This window comes from Kribbella aluminosa (assembly GCF_017876295.1).
GTDB lineage: Bacteria > Actinomycetota > Actinomycetes > Propionibacteriales > Kribbellaceae > Kribbella > Kribbella aluminosa.
The window spans coordinates 881,279-897,895 of sequence record NZ_JAGINT010000001.1; the positions used below are offsets into that span (position 1 = coordinate 881,279).

Below are 16,617 nucleotides of genomic sequence, written 5' to 3' on the forward strand. Positions count from 1 at the left end.
CTAGGGTTGGGGTATGTCCGATGCTGCGCCGCGCCTGCTGGTCGCCCTGTACGGGCCGACGTCGGCGGGGAAGACCGCGGTGTCGGTCGATCTCTGCCTGCGGATCCGGGACGAGCTCGGGCTGCCGCCGATGGTGGTCTCCGCGGACTCGCGGCAGGTGTACCGGTACATGGACATCGGCACCAGCAAGACCACGCCGGAGGAGATGCGCGGCATCCCGCACACGATGATCGACGTCACCGAGCCGGTGCGGAAGCTCGAACTGGAGACGTTCGTCGCCGAGGCGCGTCGGCACATGGAGGACTGCTGGACGTCCGGCGGCGTCCCGGTGATCGTCGGCGGGACGAGCGTGTACGTCCGCTCGCTGCTCGAGGGCTGGGAGGTGGACGCGGTCGCCGAGGCCCGGAACGCGATCCGCCGGGACTTCCCGCGGAGCATGGCCGAGGACGCGTACGCCGTCCTCGCCCGCCTCGACCCGCAGGCGGCCGGAAAGATCCACGAGAACAACTACGACGCGATCGTGAACGCCCTGGCACGGGCCATGGGCAACGATCCCGAACGCGCCGTCGCACCGGCCACCCGGCAGGTGGTGTTCGCCGTCGACCGCTCCGCCACGGACATCGACCAGCGCGTCGCCGCGACGTACGACCACCAGGTCGCTCGCGGCCCTGCGCGACGAGGTGCTCGGCCTGGAGGAGCGGTACGACGTACTTGCGCAGTACCGCCGGCTCGGCCAGAAGTCCCCGAACCAGGTCGTCCACACGCACGGGTACACCGAGTGGTTCGACGTGGCCCTGGACCGCGGCAAGTCCGTCCAGAACCTCGACGAGTCCGATCGCGCCGAGGTCCGCACCCGCGTCGTCGACCGCATCCAGACCCACACCCGCCGCCAACGCGCCGCCATCGGAAAACTCGTAGGCGTCCGCCCCATCCGCAACGCCGACGACGCTTTCGCCGCCGTCAAGAAAACCTTGGAAGCCCCCGAATCACCCCGTGAGGGTGGACAGCGCCCCAAACCAGGCTCGGGCGGAACGACCGGAAGGCCGTCAACCGGAACGGGCCAACGCACCGGCGGCAGCAAATCAGCCAAACGCACAGGCGGCGCCTCCGGTCGGCGGGGGTCGCGGCGGCGTGGGGCGTGAGTAGGCCGGGGTCAACCGTTCAGCGGTTGCCCCGGCCCGGGTATTACGAAGGCTCCACGGGCTACTTGGTCTTGCCTTTGTCCTTGTTCTGCTGGATGACCTTCCGCCCGGCCCTGGTGTTGGGGTTCGGGTTCCGCTCCTGGTCCTTCTTGTTGCGAGTCTGACCGTACTGGTGCTTGGTCTCGGTGTTCTTGCCCTTGCCCTTGTGCTCGCGTTCCTTGCCGTCTTTACCAGTAGCCATCGTTTACCCCTTCCGGCACGGCCGCAGTACCGGCTCGTGTGTGAGTGTGTGTGTCAGCAGAGGTCGTGCAGCGAACTAGCGTCCTGGCCCTGGCCACCCTTGCCGTACGACGCCACGCCATCGCCCCTCTTCGCTGCGAGCCGCCGGGCGGCTCCGGATCGTCCTGTTGAAGCAGACGCCGTCTACCGGTCACTGGTTCCCCTCCGGTTCGACGTTTTGGAAACATAACCGCGCCGGGGGTTCACCTCCCGTTCAGCGGATCGGCAGGCCAGGGATCCCTGACCCAGACGGTCGGATAAGGTTCATGCGTGGTAAATGTCGCCGCTGTCAACGTGCTCGCCGGGCTTGGCACAGCGACGTGGACATCGCCGCGCGGGGTCGGGTACGAGACCATGCTGGAGGGGGTCCGGCAGTCGATCGGCTTCTACTCGCAGCTGATCGCGACGGCCGAGCTGGCGGACGAGCCCGACACCGAAACGATCGAGCTCTGGCGGGCGGAACAGCTGGCCTGGGCGAAGCGCGCGCAGGAACTCACCCCGTTGGACAGCCGTTCGATCGAGAGCATCGCCCTCGACGCCGACAACCTTCTCGCCGCCGACGACGAGGACGACGAGGATGACGACGACGACGAAGACGACGACAATGACGACGAGACGGATGACGAGGCGCAGGGACGACCGTGACCGCTCCATGGGGGACTGCGCCGGCCGACGACGACCAGCACCTGCTCGACGAGGCTGAAAGTCGACGGATCTTCCGCGACCGGATCGTTCCGGACCAACTGGCCGGCGTGCCGCAGGAGCAGCCTGTCGTGGTGTTCGTCGGCGGCCAGCCGGGTGACGGCAAGGCCTCGATCACCGCGCTGGCGAAGGCGGTCCTGCAGCGCCGCGGCCGTCCGCTCGTCCTCAGTGCTCTGACCTACGAGCCGTACCACCCGGACTTCTACGAGCAGATCGCCGATACACCGCCGGCCGCCGGACGGTACGTCGCCGCCGACGGCCTCCGCTGGCTCGCACAGGCCGAGGAACTGGCGATCCAGGAGCGGTACGACGTGATCGTCGAAACGGAGCTCGCCGACCCGGACGCCTTCGCGGCCTCGGCTGCCCGTTTCCGCGCGGCCGGCTACCAGGTCGAGGTCGCGCTGCTGGCGGTGCACGAGGCGCGCAGCCTGCTCGGCATCCTCGAGCGGCACATCCGGTCGCTGGAGAAGTTCGGCTTCGGCAGGCTCGCCGAGCGGAGCGCCCACGATGCCGGATACGCGGGCGTCGTCCGGGCAGCGGAGCTGGTGGACGCGGCGGAGTGGGCCGACCGCGTCGCCGTACTGCGGCCGGACGGGCAGTTGGTGTACGGCAACCAGCGCGACGGCAACGGCGGTTGGCAGCAGCCGGCCCGGACCGCGGACGCGATCGCCTGGGAGCGGGAGCGCGCGTGGACCGTGCTGGAGTCGCGCTACTTCCTGGAGGCCGTGGCGCAGATCGAGCCGCTCGGGCTCGTCGCGCCCGTGCAGTGGATCCGGGACGAGGCGGTCGAGGGCACGCGTGCGGTGAACGCGATGGGACGGTCGCGGGTCCACCCCGACGCGTTGACGTTGCACAGGGCGAAGGCCGGGACGTCGTCGTACTAGGGCACTGATCACATCCTGACCATCTGTGGGCCGGGGTGGGAGGTGGAGCGATTACCGTTGTGAATCCTCAGGACGGAGGAGAGCGGTGTCACAGTCGGTCAGTGCTTGGCAACAGCGGGATGCGGAGTTGCTCTGGCATCCGTATTCGTCGCTGAGTGAGCCGTCGCCGGTGCGGCTGGTGCGGGGTGCGTCCGGCGTACGGCTGCGGCTCGACGACGGGGCGGGAGGCAGTGTCGAGGCGATCGACGCGATGGCGTCCTGGTGGTGCATGATCCACGGGTACCGGAATCCGGTGCTGGACGCGGCGCTGAAGCGGCAGGTGGACGAGTTCAGCCACGTGATGTTCGGTGGGCTGACCCACGAACCGGCGATCCGGCTGGCCGAGCGGCTGGTGGAGATCACGCCGGATCCGTTGCGGCACGTGTTCTTCTGCGACTCGGGGTCGGTCTCGGTCGAGGTGGCGATCAAGCTGGCGCTGCAGTACCAGGTTGCCCGCGGCAACACCGGGCGGACCCGGATGCTGACGGTTCGCGGCGGGTACCACGGCGACACGTTCGCACCGATGAGCGTCTGCGACCCGGTCAACGGCATGCACTCGCTCTTCACCGGCGCCCTCCAGGACCAGCTCTTCGGCCCCCAGCCCCCGGCCGACTTCGACAGAACCGAAGCTGACCCCGAACTGCAGTCCTGGGCCGATGCAATGGCAGAGCTGGCTGCGGCCCATTCAGACGAGATCGCCGCGATCATCGTCGAACCGATCCTCCAAGGTGCCGGCGGCATGTATCCGTACAGCCCGGCCTGCCTGCGGGTACTGCGGCAGCTCGCCGACCGCCACGGTTTCCTGTTGATCTTCGACGAGATCGCGACCGGGTTCGGGCGGACGGGAACCCTCTTCGCCTCAGAGCACGCGGGGGTCGACCCGGACATCCTGTGCGTCGGCAAGGCGCTGACCGGTGGGTATCTGACGCTGGCGGCGATGTTGTGTACGTCGGACGTCGCGCAGACGGTGTCCAACGGACCGGGTGCCGCCCTGATGCACGGCCCGACCTTCATGGCGAACCCCCTCGCCTGTGCGGTCGCCCTCGCATCCCTGGATCTCCTGCTTTCCCAGGACTGGGCTACGAGGGTTGCTCAGATCTCGGCCGGCTTGGAGGCAGGATTGAGCAGGGCGCGGGACCTGCCGGCGGTGAAGGACGTGCGCGTGATCGGCGCGGTCGGCGTCGTACAGCTCGGTGGTCCCGTGGATCTGCCGCGGATGACCGAGGCGGTCTTGCAGCGTGGGGTCTGGGTGCGGCCGTTCCGCGACCTCGTCTACACGATGCCGCCGTACGTCTGTACCGACGACGAGATCGCCACCATCGCCGCGGCGATCACCGGCGCGGTCGAGGAGGTCGGCTGATGCTCGACGACTGGCTCGCTCCGAAGGCCGCCGCGCTGGAGGCGCGCGGGCTGACCCGGCGGCTGCGTGCGCGGGCGGCCGCCGAGGACCTGATCGACCTGGCGGGCAACGACTACCTCGGCCTGGCCCGGGATCCCCGCGTCATCGCGGCGGCGGCAGCGGCGGTCGAGACCTGGGGCACCGGTTCGACCGCGTCCCGCCTGGTCACCGGTACGACGGAACTCCACGAGCAGCTCGAGTCCGCGCTGGCGGCGTACGCGGGTCAGGAGTCCGCGCTCGCGTTCTCGTCCGGGTACCTGGCCAACCTCGGCATCGTCACCGCCCTCGGCGGACCGGGCACGGTGCTGGTCTCGGACGAGCACGTGCACGCCTCGCTGGTGGACGCCTGCCGGCTCGCGCGTTCGCGGGTCGAGGTCGTCCCGCACAACGACGTCGACGCCGTCGAGAAAGTACTTGCCGAGCGCAACGAGCCGCACGCGGTGGTGCTGACCGAGTCGGTGTTCAGCGTGCTCAGCGACGAGGCCCCGCTGACCGAACTCGCGGCGGTCGCGCTGGCGCACGATGCAGTACTGCTGGTCGACGAGGCGCACGGGCTGGGCGTCAGCGGCGACGGGCACGGTTCGGTCCGCGGGGCAGGCCTCGCCGGGCTCGACCATGTCGTGGTCACGATGACGCTGTCGAAGTCGCTGGCGTCGCAGGGCGGCGTCGTACTCGGGCCGTCGGTGTTGCGCGATCACCTGATCAACCGCGCGCGCCCGTTCATCTACGACACCGGGCTGAATCCCTCCGCGTGTGCGGCGGCCCTTGCCGCGTTGCGGGTGCTGGAGGCGGAGCCGGATCGCCCTGCCGCGGTACATGCCGCCGCGGCGCGGTTGGCGGCCGCCGCTGGAGTGCCGCCGTCGCGGGGCGCGGTGGTCTCGGTGCCGATGCCAGGTCCGCGGGAGACTGTGCGGGCGGCCGAGCTGTGTCTGGAGAACGGCGTACGGGTCGGGAGCTTCCGGCCGCCGTCGGTTCCGGACGGGATCTCCCGGGTGCGGCTCACCGCGCACGCCGGACTGTCAGCAACGGACCTCGATCGCGCCTGCGCCGTGATCGCCGACGCGATCGGGCGCTCATGATCACCTTCGTCACCGGTACCGATACCGACATCGGCAAGACGATCGTCACGGCCGCGCTCGCGGTGTGTGCGGGGGAGTCGGTCGCGGTCGTGAAGCCGGCGCAGACCGGTGTCGCGCCCGACGAGCCCGGTGATCTCGCGGAGGTCGGTCGGCTCAGCGGCGTGACCGCGTTGCACGAAGGCGTCCGGCTGCCGGAACCGCTCGGCCCGACGACGGCCGCCCGGCGGGCCGGGATCGCGCTGCCGTCGGTCGAGGAGTACGCCGCGTCGATCGACGACCTCGCCCGGACGTACGACACCGTGCTGGTCGAGGGCGCCGGCGGTCTGCTCGTCGGGCTCGATGCCGACGGCAACAACCTGGCGGATCTCGCGGAGCACCTGACGTCCCCGTTCCGGTTCGTGGTGGTGACCCGCGCGGGGCTCGGCACCCTGAACCACACCGGCCTGACCGTCGAGGCGCTCCGGACCCGCGAGCTGCCGGTCGGGGGCCTGGTGATCGGCTCCTGGCCGGCCGAGCCGGACCTCGCCGAACGCTGCAACCTGGACGACCTCCCGGCCACCTCCGGCGTCCCCCTGATCGGCCGCATCCCCGCCGGTGTCGGCACCTGGCCCCAAGACCACTTCCGCTCCACCGCCCCCAGTTGGTTCACATGAGTGGTTGTCCGGCGCGGTACGACGAGGGGCTCGGGTACTGGGTGGTCGACGACCCGGCGATGGCGCGTGAGGTGCTGCTCGACCCGCAGACGTTCCGGCCCGACAACGCCGTACTCGCGCACACCCCGCTCTCCGTGAAAGCACTCCGCGTCCTGTCAGCAGTCGGCTTCGCACTTCCACCGACGCTGGCGAACAACGCCGGCGAGTCCCACCGCCCCATCCGCGCCGCCGTGGCCCGCTTCTTCAGCCCCGCCCGCGTCGCCGCCGTAGAACCGCTCGCCCGCGACCTCAACACCTCCCTCGTAGCAACCGCCTCCGCCCGCCTGGCAGTTGGCGAAGTGGTCGACCTCGTCCAGGCGATCGCCGCCGAGCCCCCCGCCCTCGTCCTAACCCACCTGCTCGGCTTGACCGATGTCGACGTACCGGCCTTGAAAGCCTGGAGCCTCGACTCCCTCGAGCTCTTCTGGGGCCGGCCGGACGAGGACCGCCAATTGGAGCTCGCGCACGGCGCGGCCGAGTTCTATGCGTGGCTCCGTGCGCGTACGACGGCCGCCCGCGAAGCTCCGGCCGACGACCTCTTCGGCGTACTGGTCGAACTCGGCCTCACCGACGAGGAGGTCTGCGCCGTCGGCTACTTCCTGCTGATCGCCGGCCAGGAGACCACCACCCAGCTCATCTCCACCGCGTTCCACCACGCGCTGGGCAAGCCGATCAACTCAGCTGAGCTCGTCGAGGACGTACTCCGGAACGCCTCCTCCGTCCCCACCTGGCGCCGAATCACCGCCGCCCCGACCGCCCTCGGCGCCGTGGACCTCCCCGCCCAGGCGCCGATTCTCCTCGGCCTGACCAGCCATGGCGGCCCCGCCGACCTGGCTTTCGGAATCGGCATCCACCGCTGCCTGGGCGCCGGCCTCGCCCGCTTGGAAAGCCGAGTCGCGCTGGAATGTGCGCAGGAGTTGCTGATCGGCGTCCGGCCGATCGAAGAGCCACCGATGATCGACCTGCTGTCGTTCAAGGCCCCGAAGCGTCTTCGGGTTGTAACGCGCGGTAACACCTCGGACAACTCGCGAGGCTAGCGTCCTGCAAGGTGACCTTCCCAACGCGCCACCGCGTCCGGCTGTGGTTCGGACCGCACCAGCTGGCCGACTACATCGGCGAACCGGCAGGAGCCGCCCGCCACGAGGCCGCGATGCGGCGCCGCTTCCCCGGCCTGAAGGTCACCAACGAGCCGCTCCGGGCGACGGATTACAGCACTGCTGACCTGCACCGATAGGCTTGCCCGGTGGCGGAGCATGAGCTGGTTCTGGTTGTCGACTTCGGGGCGCAGTATGCGCAGTTGATCGCGCGGCGGGTGCGCGAGGCGAAGGTGTACTCCGAGATCGTGCCGCACTCGATGCCGGTCGAGGAGATGCTGGCGAAGGGGCCGAAGGCGATCATCCTGTCCGGCGGGCCGCAGTCGGTGTACGCCGAGGGGGCGCCGCGGGTCGAGTCCGGGCTGTTCGAGGCCGGGGTGCCGGCGTTCGGGATCTGCTACGGGTTCCAGGCGATGGCGCAGACGCTCGGCGGCGAGGTGCGGCGTACCGGGTTGCGCGAGTTCGGCCGTACGCCGGTCACCGTGAGCGCGGCGGGGACGCTGCTCGCGGGCATCCCGGAGGACCTGAACGTGTGGATGTCGCACGGTGACGCGGTGCACGCGCCGCCGGCCGGGTTCGCCGTACTGGCCGGGTCCGAGGGCGCGCCGGTGGCGGCGTTCGAGGACCTGGACCGGCGGTTGGCCGGCGTGCAGTGGCACCCGGAGGTCCTGCACTCGCAGGCCGGGCAGACCGTGCTGGAGCACTTCCTGTACGAGATCGCCGGCTGCAAGGGCGACTGGACCACGACGAACGTGGTCGACGAGCAGGTCGCGCTGATCCGCGAGCAGGTCGGCGGCAAGCAGGTGCTGTGCGCGCTGTCCGGCGGCGTCGACTCCGCGGTCGCGGCGGCCCTGGTGCACAAGGCGATCGGCGACCAGCTGACCTGCGTGTACGTCGACCACGGTCTGCAGCGGGCCGGTGAGTCCGAGCAGATCGAGAAGGACTTCGCCGCCGCGATCGGGATCCGGCTGGAGGCGATCGACGCCGAGGGCCAGTTCCTGGGCGCGCTGGCCGGGGTCACCGACCCGGAGCAGAAGCGGAAGATCATCGGCCGCGAGTTCATCCGGACCTTCGAGGCGACCGCGCGGAAGGTGGACGCCGAGCGGCACATCGAGTTCCTGGTCCAGGGCACGCTGTACCCGGACGTCGTCGAGTCCGGCGGCGGTGCCGGCGCGGCGAACATCAAGTCCCACCACAACGTCGGCGGGCTCCCGGACGACCTCGAGTTCAGCCTGATCGAGCCGCTGCGGACGCTGTTCAAGGACGAGGTCCGCGAGCTCGGGCTGGCGCTCGGCCTGCCGGAGAGGATGGTCTACCGGCACCCGTTCCCGGGCCCCGGGCTGGCGATCCGGATCATCGGCGAGGTCACCCGCGAGCGGCTGGACATCCTGCGCGCCGCGGACCTGATCGCGCGGACCGAGCTGACCGCGGCCGGGCTGGACCGGGACATCTGGCAGTTCCCGGTGGTGCTGCTCGCCGACGTCCGCTCGGTCGGCGTCCAGGGCGACGGCCGGACGTACGGTCACCCGGTCGTGCTGCGCCCGGTGACCAGCGAGGACGCGATGACCGCCGACTGGGCGCGGCTGCCGTACGACGTGATCGAACGGATCTCGACCCGGATCACCAACGAGGTCGACGAGATCAACCGGGTCACGCTCGACGTCACCAGCAAGCCGCCGGGCACCATCGAGTGGGAGTGATCCATCACAGCGCCGGCTCGAGGCGGGGCTGGCGGCGGTCGCCGCGACTCCGTCGGAGCAGCTGACTCGGCGCTGTCGGGCACCCGCTGCCAGCACGTGCAAGGTCGACAGGAGGTGTCGGCGCGTCCCGTCCGATCGGTCGCTCGGCCGAGCGCGACCGCGCCGGCAGTGGACGTATACGTCCTAATGAGAGTTATCGGGTCGCCGTCGGGCAGACTCGGTAGCTGGTAGGCCGCCGGTGGGTGAGCACTCTATACGTCCTGGACTTTGAGTCCTGTCGACAGAGCGTGCCCCTGCCGGTGACCGGGAGAGTTGATCGCTGATGGGATGTCGTGCCTGGCCCCGCCGTGCTGTGTGGTGGGTTGCCGTGAGTACTGCTTCATTAGGTCGCTGATGGTTCTCCCGACCGGCTTGCCTGCGGGTGACTGGCTTGATCGAGAGCGGGAGAACTTAGTGAAGTTGTTCGTGGGTGATGACTGGGCCGAGGCGCATCACGATGTGGAGGTGATGGACCCGGCCGGGCGGGTGCTGGCCAAGGCGCGGCTGCCCGAGGGGATGGTGGGGATGGCCCGGCTGCACGCGCTGCTGGCCGAGCAGTTCGCCGCTGTTGATCCCGATGCCGATCTGGACGAGGTCGAGGTGGTGGTCGGGATCGAGACCGATCGGGGGCCGTGGGTGGCCGCGTTGGTGGCCGCGGGCTACCAGGTGTTCGCGGTGAACCCGTTGCAGGCGAAGGCGTACCGCAAACGGCATGCGGTGTCGGGCGCCAAGAGCGACGCGGGCGACGCGCACGTGCTGGCCGACATGGTCCGCACCGATTCCCACCAGCTGCGCACGGTGGCCGGTGACAGCGCCGGGGCCGAGGCGATCAAGGTCGTCACCCGGATGCACAAGACACTGATCTGGGAACGGACCCGCACCACGCAGCGGCTGCGGCACGCGCTGCGCGAGTACTTCCCCGCCGCGCTGGAAGCCTTCGCCGACCTCGACGCGCCCGACACCCTCGAACTACTGGCCAAGGCCCCCGACCCGGCGTCTGCGGCCCGGCTGACCACCGCGCAGATCACCGCGGCGCTCAAACACGCCCGGCGCCGCAAGATCGACGGCATCGACGGCAGGGCCGCGCGGATCCGGGCCGCGCTGCGCGCCGAGCACCTCGGCCAGCCTGCCGTGGTGACTGCCGCCTACGCCGCCTCGACCCGCGCGCTGGTCGCGGTCCTGGTCGTCCTCGATGAGCAGGTCACGACGCTGCAGGGCCAGGTGGAGGCACATTTTGGCCGGCACCCGGCCGCTGAGATCATCGTGTCCCAGCCCGGGCTGGGACCGATCCTCGGCGCCCGGGTGCTCGCAGAGTTCGGCGACGACCCCGAACGGTACGCCTCGGCCAAAGCCCGCAAGAACTACGCCGCGACCAGCCCGATCACCATCTCCTCGGGCAAGAAGAAGGTCGCCCTGGCCCGCTACGTGCACAACGACCGGCTCATCGACGCCCTCATGACCCAGGCCTTCTCCGCGCTCAACACCTCGCCCGGAGCCCGCGCCTACTACGACAAACAACGAGCCCGCGGAGCCGAACACAACCCCGCCCTGCGCCAACTCGCCAACCGGCTCGTCGGCATCCTCCACGGCTGCCTCAAAACCAGCACCCCCTACAACGAAACAACCGCCTGGTCACAACAGGCCGAATTGCTCGCAGCTTGACACCCTTAGCTCCTGGGATGTCTGTCGAGCCTGCACATCGACTAGGGCTGGATGCCGTCGAGGAGGCGGTCGAGGCCGTAGCGGTAGGCGTCGTGAGCGGTCGACTTGTAGCCGTCGGCGTGCCAGATGGTCGTCATCGCGGGGTGCTGCTCGACGTCGAAGTACGTCTCCCACAGGTCGTTGCGCTCGGACCACCAGGCGTTGTTCGTCTGACCGGTCGTCCGCTCGACGAGGAGGCTCTCCGCCTCCAGGCTGGCGGCCGAGTCGACGTACGTCGTGATTGCGAGCGCCGCCGTGTTCGTCTCGGTCGGGGTCAGGCCGAGGTCGAGCAGCACGGACAGCAGGTACTCCCGCCCCGCCAGCATGCCCGGACCGACCGGCGGGCGGATCGTCGAGACCTGCGACAGCCACAGGTGCCGCTGGAACATCTCCCGCGTCTGCACGGAGTAGATCTCCACCTGCTCGCGCCAGTCCTCCGGCCGCGGCGCACCCGGGCTGGGGAGGCGACGTTCCCCGAGCACCTGGTCGACCATCAGGTCGAGCAGCTCCTCCTTCGACGGCACGTACGTGTAGAGCGTCATCGTGCCGACGCCGAGCTCCTTCGCCAGCCCGCCCATCGACGCGGCCGCCAGGCCCTGCTCGTCGGCGAGCCGGATACCTGCTTGGACGACGTCGTCCACGGTCAGCGAGGGTCGCCGCCCGGCGCCGCGTTTCCGCTGCGGATCTGAGGGCAGTTGACGCTGGTTCCGCCACAGCAACGCCAGCGTCCGGTCCGGCTGCCCCTCGCCACTTCGCCGCTCACTCACCCGGCCTACGATAGGCGCTCGGTCGAATTCTCGTATACCCTACGGGAATTCATCCTTCGAGAGGAGACGGACATGACGATCCTGGTGACGGGCGCGACCGGGAGCGTGGGGCGGTTGCTGGTCGACGAGTTGGCCGCGGCGGGCGCGCCGGTGCGGGCGCTGACGGCGAATCCGGTGCGCGCGGCGCTGCCGGAGGGCGTGGAGGGTCGCGCGCGGGTATCTCGGGAAGCCGGCGACATTGCCGGCGGCGCTCGCGGGCGTCGACACGGTGTACCTGGCGCCGCTCCCGGCGTACGTCGACGACTTCGTCCGCTGCGCGCGGGACGCCGGCGTGCGGCGGGTCGTCGTACTGTCGGGTGAGCCGGCGGAGTACGAGGCGCAGGGGGATCCGGCGAGCTGGCACTACTACCGGCTGGAGCGGGCGATCGAGGCCGGCGGGTTCACGTGGACGTTCCTGCGGCCGGGACAGTTCATGAGCAACACGCTCGGCTGGGCGCCGTCGATCAAGGCCGAGGGCGTCGTGCGGGCGCCGTACGGGACCGCGGTGCAGACGCCGATCGACCTCGCCGACATCGCGGCGGTGGCGCGGGTGGTGCTGCAGTCGGAGCGGTACGACGGGCAGAAGATCACGATGAGCGGTCCCGAGGGAATCAGCCCGCCGGAGCAGGTCGCCCACCTCGCGACGGCGCTCGGCAAGGAGGTCCGCTTCGAGGAGCAGACCCCGGACGAGTACCTCGCGGCACTGGCGCCCGCGGTCGGCCTGGAGACGGCCCAGTGGCTCCTCGACGGCTTCCGCATGATGGCGGAGTGGCCGATGAAACCCGAACCGGCAGTCCTCGAGATCACTGGCCGCCCGGGCGTCACGTACGCCGAGTGGGCCGAGACGAACGCCGACGCCTTCCGCTGACTGGCATGATCGCGGGCGTGAAGGATCTCATGCACGACTACCTCCGCAAGGCCCGCGAAGCCATGGTCTGGAAGCTCGACGGACTCAGTGAGTACGACGTACGCCGGCCGCTGACCCCGACCGGGACCAACCTGCTCGGGCTGATCAAACACCTGGCGAGCGTGGAGGCCTGGTACTTCGGCAACACGTTCGACCGGCCGTTCCCGGATCCGATGTCCTGGTGGGACGACGACGCGGACCCGAACGCCGACTCGTGGGCGACGGCGGACGAGACGCGGGAGGACATCGTCGGTCTGTATCGGCGGGTCTGGGTGCATGCGGACGCCACGATCGAGGCGCTGCCGCTGGACGCGCCTGGCGTCGTGCCGTGGTGGCGGAAGCCCGAGACGACGTTGCACGCGATCCTCGTGCACATGATCGCCGAGACGAACCGGCACGCGGGGCACGCGGACATCCTGCGGGAGCAGCTCGACGGGGCGGTCGGGATGAGCCCGAGCAACTCCAACCTGCCGGAGCAGGACGCGGCCTGGTGGGCGGCGTACCGTGCGCGGGTCGAGGCGGCTGCCGGCGTCTGGAGTTGACGGATGATCGAACATGTGTTCGACTATAGCGCATGAGGTGGGCGGGTCAGCAAATCGACGTCGAGACCCCCGGCACGTTGCCGGGGCTCGGGTCGATCGCGGGGCTGGTGCGGTCGGTGACGACGCCGGAGTTCCAGGGGATCACGTTCCACGAGGTGCTGGCGCGGTCCGCGCTGAACTCCGTTCCCGGTTCGGCGCTGCCGTTCAACTGGACCGTCAACCCGTACCGCGGCTGCACCCACGCCTGCCGGTACTGCTTCGCCCGCCCGACCCATGCGTACCTGGAGCTCGACACCGGGCAGGACTTCGACCGGCAGATCGTGGTGAAGACCAACGTCGCCGAGGTCCTGCGCCGCGAGCTCGCCCGCCCGTCCTGGTCCCGCGAACCGGTTGCCCTGGGCACCAACACCGACCCGTACCAGCGCGCCGAGGGCCGCTACCGCCTGATGCCCGGCATCATCGACGCGCTCGCCTCCTCCGGTACGCCGCTGTCCATCCTCACCAAGGGCACCCTGCTCCGCCGCGACCTGCCCCTGCTCACCGAGGCCGCCGCTGACGTCTCCGTCGGCATCGCCGTCTCCCTGGCCCTGGGCGACGAAGTACTCCGCCGCCGCCTCGAGCCCGGCGTACCGTCGGTCCGCGGCCGCCTCGACTTCATCCGCGCGATCCGCGACGCCGGGCTACCGTGCGGCGTGATGGTCGCTCCCGTTCTCCCGTGGTTGACCGACTCCACGGACCAGCTGGACGAGCTCCTGACTTCGCTGTCCGCCGCCGGCGCGACCGGCGCCACTCCGCTGGTGCTGCACCTGCGGCCCGGCGTGAAGGAGTGGTTCATGAAGTGGCTCGCGTACGACCATCCCGCGCTGGTCAGCCGTTACGAGTCCCTGTACGCCCACGGCGCCTACGCAGCCCCCAGCTACCAACGCGCCTTCACCACCAAGATCCGCCCCCTCCTCGCCAAACACGGCTTCGCCACCCGCACCTCCCACCGCTCCGAACCCATCCGCGGCACGCACCCACCAGCACCACCCCAAGACCCCTTGTTCTGAACGCTTACGGGAGGGTGAGGATGCGGGGACCTTCGGGGGTTATGGCTACGGTGTGTTCGGCGTGGGCGCCGCGGGTTCGGTCGGCGGAGCGGAGGGTCCAGTCGTCGGGGTCGATGTGGTAGGCGGAGCCGGGGCCGGACCAGAACCAGGGCTCGATGGCGAGGACGTGGCCGGTGTGGAGTTTGAGGCCGCGGCCGGGGCGGCCGTCGTTCGGGATGTGCGGATCCTGGTGCATCCGGCGGCCGATGCCGTGGCCGCCGAAGTCGAGGTTGGTGCCGACGCCGGCGCGCTTGCCGATCCGGCCGATCGCGGCGCCGATGTCGCCGATCCGGTGACCCGGCACGGCGGCCGCGATCCCGGCCGCGAGCGCTTCCTCGGTGGTCGCGATCAGCTCCAGGTCAGCGGCGCGCGGCGTACCGACGCAGAAGCTGATCGCCGAGTCCGCGCACCAGCCGTCGATCGACGCGCCGCAGTCCACGTTCAGCAGGTCGCCGTCCTGCAGCCGCAGGTCGTTGGGCAGACCATGCAGCACGGCGTCGTTCACCGACGTGCAGATCACGCCGCTGAACGGCGTCGTCGCGAACCCGGGCTGGTACCCGTCGAACAGCGACACCGCCCCGGCCGAACGCAGTACGTCCCGCGCGACCTCGTCGAGTTCGCGCAGCGAGACGCCGGCCGCGGCGTGCTTCCTCACGGTCTGCAACGCGTTCGCGACCACTCGCCCGGCCGCGCGCATCTGCTCGATCTCCGCCGGCGTCCTCAGCTCGACCATGCTTCCACTTACTACCACACCGCCGCGGGCACGATAGGTTCTCCGTCCCAACCAAGCGCCCGGACCCTGCGTCCTCACCGCCAACGCAACGGGGGTGGGGACGGCCGTACGACGACGCGCAGTACTCGGAGGAATGCTCGCCGGAGCCGTCGCGTCGGCGACCACCGGTTGGCTGGCGGACACGTTCACCGACACGACGAACGCCAAGCCGTCGGCAACGCCGAAGCACGAACCGGAGCGCATCACGGTGATCGCGACCGGCGACGTACTGCTGCACGAACGTCTCTGGACCACCGCGAAACGTGACGGCACCGACGGCCGATGGGACCTCGCCTCGCTGATGAGCAGCGTGAGCTCCCTTGTGCAGAAGGCGAGTCTCGCCATCGCTCACCGGAATACCCCGCTCGCGAATCCCCGCGGTCCCTACCACGACAACCCGCTCGTCCAAGGCTCGCCCAGATCGCGACCGGGCTCGAGCAGACCCCGGGTGCCGGCAACCACAGCTCACGATCGTCGACGTCCGCGGGGGTGAGGGTCGTGTCGCTGAGCTTCACGTTCGGGTTCGACGGTTTGCCGTGTTCGGACGGGGAGACGTGGCGGGCTGTCAAAGATCGGTACGAAGGCGATCCGGCTCAAGGCGCAGGAAGCGCACGACCGGTGCGCGGAACTGGTGATCGTCAGCTGGCGCTGGGGGATGGAGTACTCCGGCCGGCTGGATGATCTGCAGCGCGTGGTCGATCCGGCAATTGCTTGCTGACAGCAACATCGAGCTGGTGATCGGGCATCACGCGCACGTCGTCCAGCCGATGCAGGAGATCGACGGCAAGTGGATCGCGTACGGGCGGGGAGCCTGGGCGATGCGAGCCGGACAGCCGGAAGGTGGACGGGTTGCTGACGCGGTTCACGTTCACGCGGATGGGAAACGGGTGGCGGACCGGGGTGGAGTACGCGCCGCTGTTGATGACGGATGACCTGCCGGTGCGGGTTCCCGGCGTACGGCGGGAGCTCGCGAAGGACACGGCGCGGCGTAGACCGTGACGGCGCTGGGTGTTTTGCCGAAAATGCTTTGAATCGCGGGGGAAGGTGCGTTTAGGGTCGGCGGCATGAATACGTACTTCGTGATGGTCCGTCGTGCCCGCCTACGGGCAGGCGCGGGGTGCCTGGGGATGGCATCCGCTCGATAGTCGTTGGGCCCAACGGGTTGTGGACGCGGCCGGGATCGCACCCGGCGAGCTCGTCCTCGATGTCGGGGCCGGCCTAGGTGCGTTGACCGCGCCGCTGGTCCGGGCCGGCGCCCGCGTGGTCGCGGTCGAACTCCATCCAGGTCGTGCCGACCGGTTGCGCCGGCGGTTCGCGGACGCGCCGGTGACGGTCGTTCGTGCCGATGCCGGTGACCTCAGGTTGCCGTCGCGGCCGTTCCGGGTGGTGTCGAGCCCGCCGTACAACATCTCCACCTTGTTGCTGAAACGCCTGCTGGCACAGGGCTCTCGGCTCGTGTCGGCGGATCTGGTGTTGCAGCGGCAGGTGGCGAACCGGTGGGTACGCGGCGATGTGCCGGGGGCGAACCGGTGGTTCCGCTACTACGACCCGTCGATCGGTCTACGCCTTCCCCGCAAGGCTTTCACCCCACCACCCCATGTCGATTCAGCAGTACTGGTACTGCGCAAACGCTGAAAGAACCCCGCCCCCTCGCTCCGCTCGGGGCGGGGGAAGGAACCAAGCCCACCCCGCGAGCGGCTCAGTCGCGTCCACCGCGTGCGGGCACTCACGGCCAAGCTCGCCTGGGTGGTT

Annotated in this window: 19 protein-coding genes and 2 pseudogenes; 18 read left to right on the forward strand and 3 right to left on the reverse strand. The window is 69.9% G+C overall.

Translation table 11 applies throughout. The features are described from left to right. Positions 1-13: 13 nt before the first annotated feature. Positions 14-997, forward strand: coding sequence for an isopentenyl transferase family protein (locus tag JOF29_RS04355; RefSeq protein ID WP_209692945.1), 984 nt, complete (start codon positions 14-16; stop codon positions 995-997). A gap of 206 nt (positions 998-1,203) precedes the next feature. Here the strand turns inward: JOF29_RS04355 and JOF29_RS04360 are convergent, their stop codons facing one another. Beyond that, entirely contained in the window at positions 1,204-1,383 is a 180-nt protein-coding gene (locus tag JOF29_RS04360; protein ID WP_209692946.1) for a hypothetical protein, read from the reverse strand. A gap of 308 nt (positions 1,384-1,691) precedes the next feature. Here JOF29_RS04360 and JOF29_RS04365 point away from each other — a divergent pair, with 308 nt between their 5' ends. The 9 genes from JOF29_RS04365 to JOF29_RS04405 all read left to right on the forward strand — a co-directional run bounded on the left by JOF29_RS04365 (position 1,692) and on the right by JOF29_RS04405 (position 10,711). After that, entirely contained in the window at positions 1,692-2,066 is a 375-nt protein-coding gene (locus JOF29_RS04365) for a hypothetical protein (RefSeq protein ID WP_209692947.1), read from the forward strand. Further along, positions 2,063-3,007: a zeta toxin family protein gene (locus JOF29_RS04370; protein WP_209692948.1), complete on the forward strand. Its 945-nt coding sequence runs from the start codon at positions 2,063-2,065 to the stop codon at positions 3,005-3,007. Before JOF29_RS04365 ends, JOF29_RS04370 begins: the two co-directional genes overlap by 4 nt. A gap of 127 nt (positions 3,008-3,134) precedes the next feature. Continuing rightward, a complete protein-coding gene (bioA, locus tag JOF29_RS04375; RefSeq protein WP_245357884.1) occupies positions 3,135-4,406 on the forward strand; it encodes an adenosylmethionine--8-amino-7-oxononanoate transaminase in 1,272 nt (423 codons plus the stop codon). Next, positions 4,406-5,524 carry an 8-amino-7-oxononanoate synthase gene (locus tag JOF29_RS04380; RefSeq protein ID WP_209692950.1) on the forward strand — a complete coding sequence of 373 codons (1,119 nt, stop codon included), beginning with the start codon at positions 4,406-4,408 and terminating at the stop codon, positions 5,522-5,524. The genes bioA and JOF29_RS04380 overlap by 1 nt, the downstream gene beginning before the upstream one ends. Next, positions 5,521-6,177 carry a dethiobiotin synthase gene (bioD, locus tag JOF29_RS04385; RefSeq protein ID WP_209692951.1) on the forward strand — a complete coding sequence of 219 codons (657 nt, stop codon included), beginning with the start codon at positions 5,521-5,523 and terminating at the stop codon, positions 6,175-6,177. Before JOF29_RS04380 ends, bioD begins: the two co-directional genes overlap by 4 nt. Beyond that, on the forward strand, positions 6,174-7,253 hold the full coding sequence (locus JOF29_RS04390; protein WP_209692952.1) for a cytochrome P450 family protein: 1,080 nt from the start codon (positions 6,174-6,176) through the stop codon (positions 7,251-7,253). Before bioD ends, JOF29_RS04390 begins: the two co-directional genes overlap by 4 nt. An 11-nt stretch (positions 7,254-7,264) precedes the next feature. Then, positions 7,265-7,450, forward strand: a complete 186-nt coding sequence (locus JOF29_RS04395) for a hypothetical protein (protein WP_209692953.1) — start codon at positions 7,265-7,267, stop codon at positions 7,448-7,450. A 9-nt stretch (positions 7,451-7,459) separates the two neighbouring features. After that, positions 7,460-9,010 carry a glutamine-hydrolyzing GMP synthase gene (guaA, locus tag JOF29_RS04400; RefSeq protein ID WP_209692954.1) on the forward strand — a complete coding sequence of 517 codons (1,551 nt, stop codon included), beginning with the start codon at positions 7,460-7,462 and terminating at the stop codon, positions 9,008-9,010. Positions 9,011-9,469: 459 nt separating this feature from the next. Beyond that, the gene (locus JOF29_RS04405; protein WP_281067286.1) at positions 9,470-10,711 is read left to right on the forward strand and encodes an IS110 family RNA-guided transposase; all 1,242 of its coding nucleotides are present in this window, start codon (positions 9,470-9,472) and stop codon (positions 10,709-10,711) included. Between the two features lie 41 nt (positions 10,712-10,752). Here the strand turns inward: JOF29_RS04405 and JOF29_RS04410 are convergent, their stop codons facing one another. Beyond that, positions 10,753-11,517 (reverse strand): TetR/AcrR family transcriptional regulator, encoded by a 765-nt coding sequence (locus JOF29_RS04410; protein WP_209692955.1) that lies wholly within the window; start codon positions 11,515-11,517, stop codon positions 10,753-10,755. Positions 11,518-11,589: 72 nt separating this feature from the next. Here JOF29_RS04410 and JOF29_RS44315 point away from each other — a divergent pair. From JOF29_RS44315 to JOF29_RS04425, 4 genes and pseudogenes are all read left to right on the forward strand, one after another. Then, positions 11,590-11,643, forward strand: a pseudogene (locus JOF29_RS44315) (hypothetical protein); the annotation flags it as partial. Positions 11,644-11,755: 112 nt separating this feature from the next. Then, positions 11,756-12,424 (forward strand): NmrA family NAD(P)-binding protein, encoded by a 669-nt coding sequence (locus tag JOF29_RS04415; RefSeq protein ID WP_281067209.1) that lies wholly within the window; start codon positions 11,756-11,758, stop codon positions 12,422-12,424. Between the two features lie 17 nt (positions 12,425-12,441). Next, positions 12,442-13,005, forward strand: coding sequence for a DinB family protein (locus JOF29_RS04420; protein WP_307863141.1), 564 nt, complete (start codon positions 12,442-12,444; stop codon positions 13,003-13,005). A gap of 32 nt (positions 13,006-13,037) precedes the next feature. Further along, complete coding sequence (locus JOF29_RS04425; RefSeq protein WP_245357439.1) at positions 13,038-14,054, forward strand: Rv2578c family radical SAM protein; 1,017 nt, start codon at positions 13,038-13,040, stop codon at positions 14,052-14,054. Positions 14,055-14,058: 4 nt separating this feature from the next. Here JOF29_RS04425 and map read toward each other — a convergent pair whose 3' ends face one another. Next, on the reverse strand, positions 14,059-14,826 hold the full coding sequence (gene map / locus JOF29_RS04430) for a type I methionyl aminopeptidase (RefSeq protein ID WP_209692957.1): 768 nt from the start codon (positions 14,824-14,826) through the stop codon (positions 14,059-14,061). Between the two features lie 133 nt (positions 14,827-14,959). Between map and JOF29_RS04435 the strand changes: the two genes are divergently transcribed. The 4 genes and pseudogenes from JOF29_RS04435 to JOF29_RS04445 all read left to right on the forward strand — a co-directional run bounded on the left by JOF29_RS04435 (position 14,960) and on the right by JOF29_RS04445 (position 16,500). Beyond that, positions 14,960-15,358 (forward strand): CapA family protein, encoded by a 399-nt coding sequence (locus JOF29_RS04435; protein ID WP_209692958.1) that lies wholly within the window; start codon positions 14,960-14,962, stop codon positions 15,356-15,358. Between the two features lie 184 nt (positions 15,359-15,542). Next, a pseudogene (locus JOF29_RS45880) lies at positions 15,543-15,662 on the forward strand (CapA family protein); the annotation flags it as partial. 52 nt (positions 15,663-15,714) lie between these two features. Continuing rightward, positions 15,715-15,864, forward strand: a complete 150-nt coding sequence (locus JOF29_RS42710; protein WP_245357440.1) for a hypothetical protein — start codon at positions 15,715-15,717, stop codon at positions 15,862-15,864. Positions 15,865-15,957: 93 nt separating this feature from the next. Further along, positions 15,958-16,500 carry a 23S rRNA (adenine(2058)-N(6))-methyltransferase Erm(C) gene (locus JOF29_RS04445; protein ID WP_209692960.1) on the forward strand — a complete coding sequence of 181 codons (543 nt, stop codon included), beginning with the start codon at positions 15,958-15,960 and terminating at the stop codon, positions 16,498-16,500. Positions 16,501-16,617 lie beyond the last annotated feature (117 nt).

What these genes read in the sequence shown, in the direction of transcription:
- JOF29_RS04355 (WP_209692945.1), top strand. Translation starts at nt 14, where the DNA reads ATGTCCGATGCTGCGCCGCGCCTGCTGGTCGCCCTGTACGGGCCGACG.
- JOF29_RS04360 (WP_209692946.1), bottom strand. Translation starts at nt 1,383, where the DNA reads ATGGCTACTGGTAAAGACGGCAAGGAACGCGAGCACAAGGGCAAGGGC.
- JOF29_RS04380 (WP_209692950.1), top strand. Translation starts at nt 4,406, where the DNA reads ATGCTCGACGACTGGCTCGCTCCGAAGGCCGCCGCGCTGGAGGCGCGC.
- bioD (WP_209692951.1), top strand. Translation starts at nt 5,521, where the DNA reads ATGATCACCTTCGTCACCGGTACCGATACCGACATCGGCAAGACGATC.
- JOF29_RS04390 (WP_209692952.1), top strand. Translation starts at nt 6,174, where the DNA reads ATGAGTGGTTGTCCGGCGCGGTACGACGAGGGGCTCGGGTACTGGGTG.
- JOF29_RS04425 (WP_245357439.1), top strand. Translation starts at nt 13,038, where the DNA reads ATGAGGTGGGCGGGTCAGCAAATCGACGTCGAGACCCCCGGCACGTTG.
- map (WP_209692957.1), bottom strand. Translation starts at nt 14,826, where the DNA reads ATGGTCGAGCTGAGGACGCCGGCGGAGATCGAGCAGATGCGCGCGGCC.
- JOF29_RS04435 (WP_209692958.1), top strand. Translation starts at nt 14,960, where the DNA reads ATGCTCGCCGGAGCCGTCGCGTCGGCGACCACCGGTTGGCTGGCGGAC.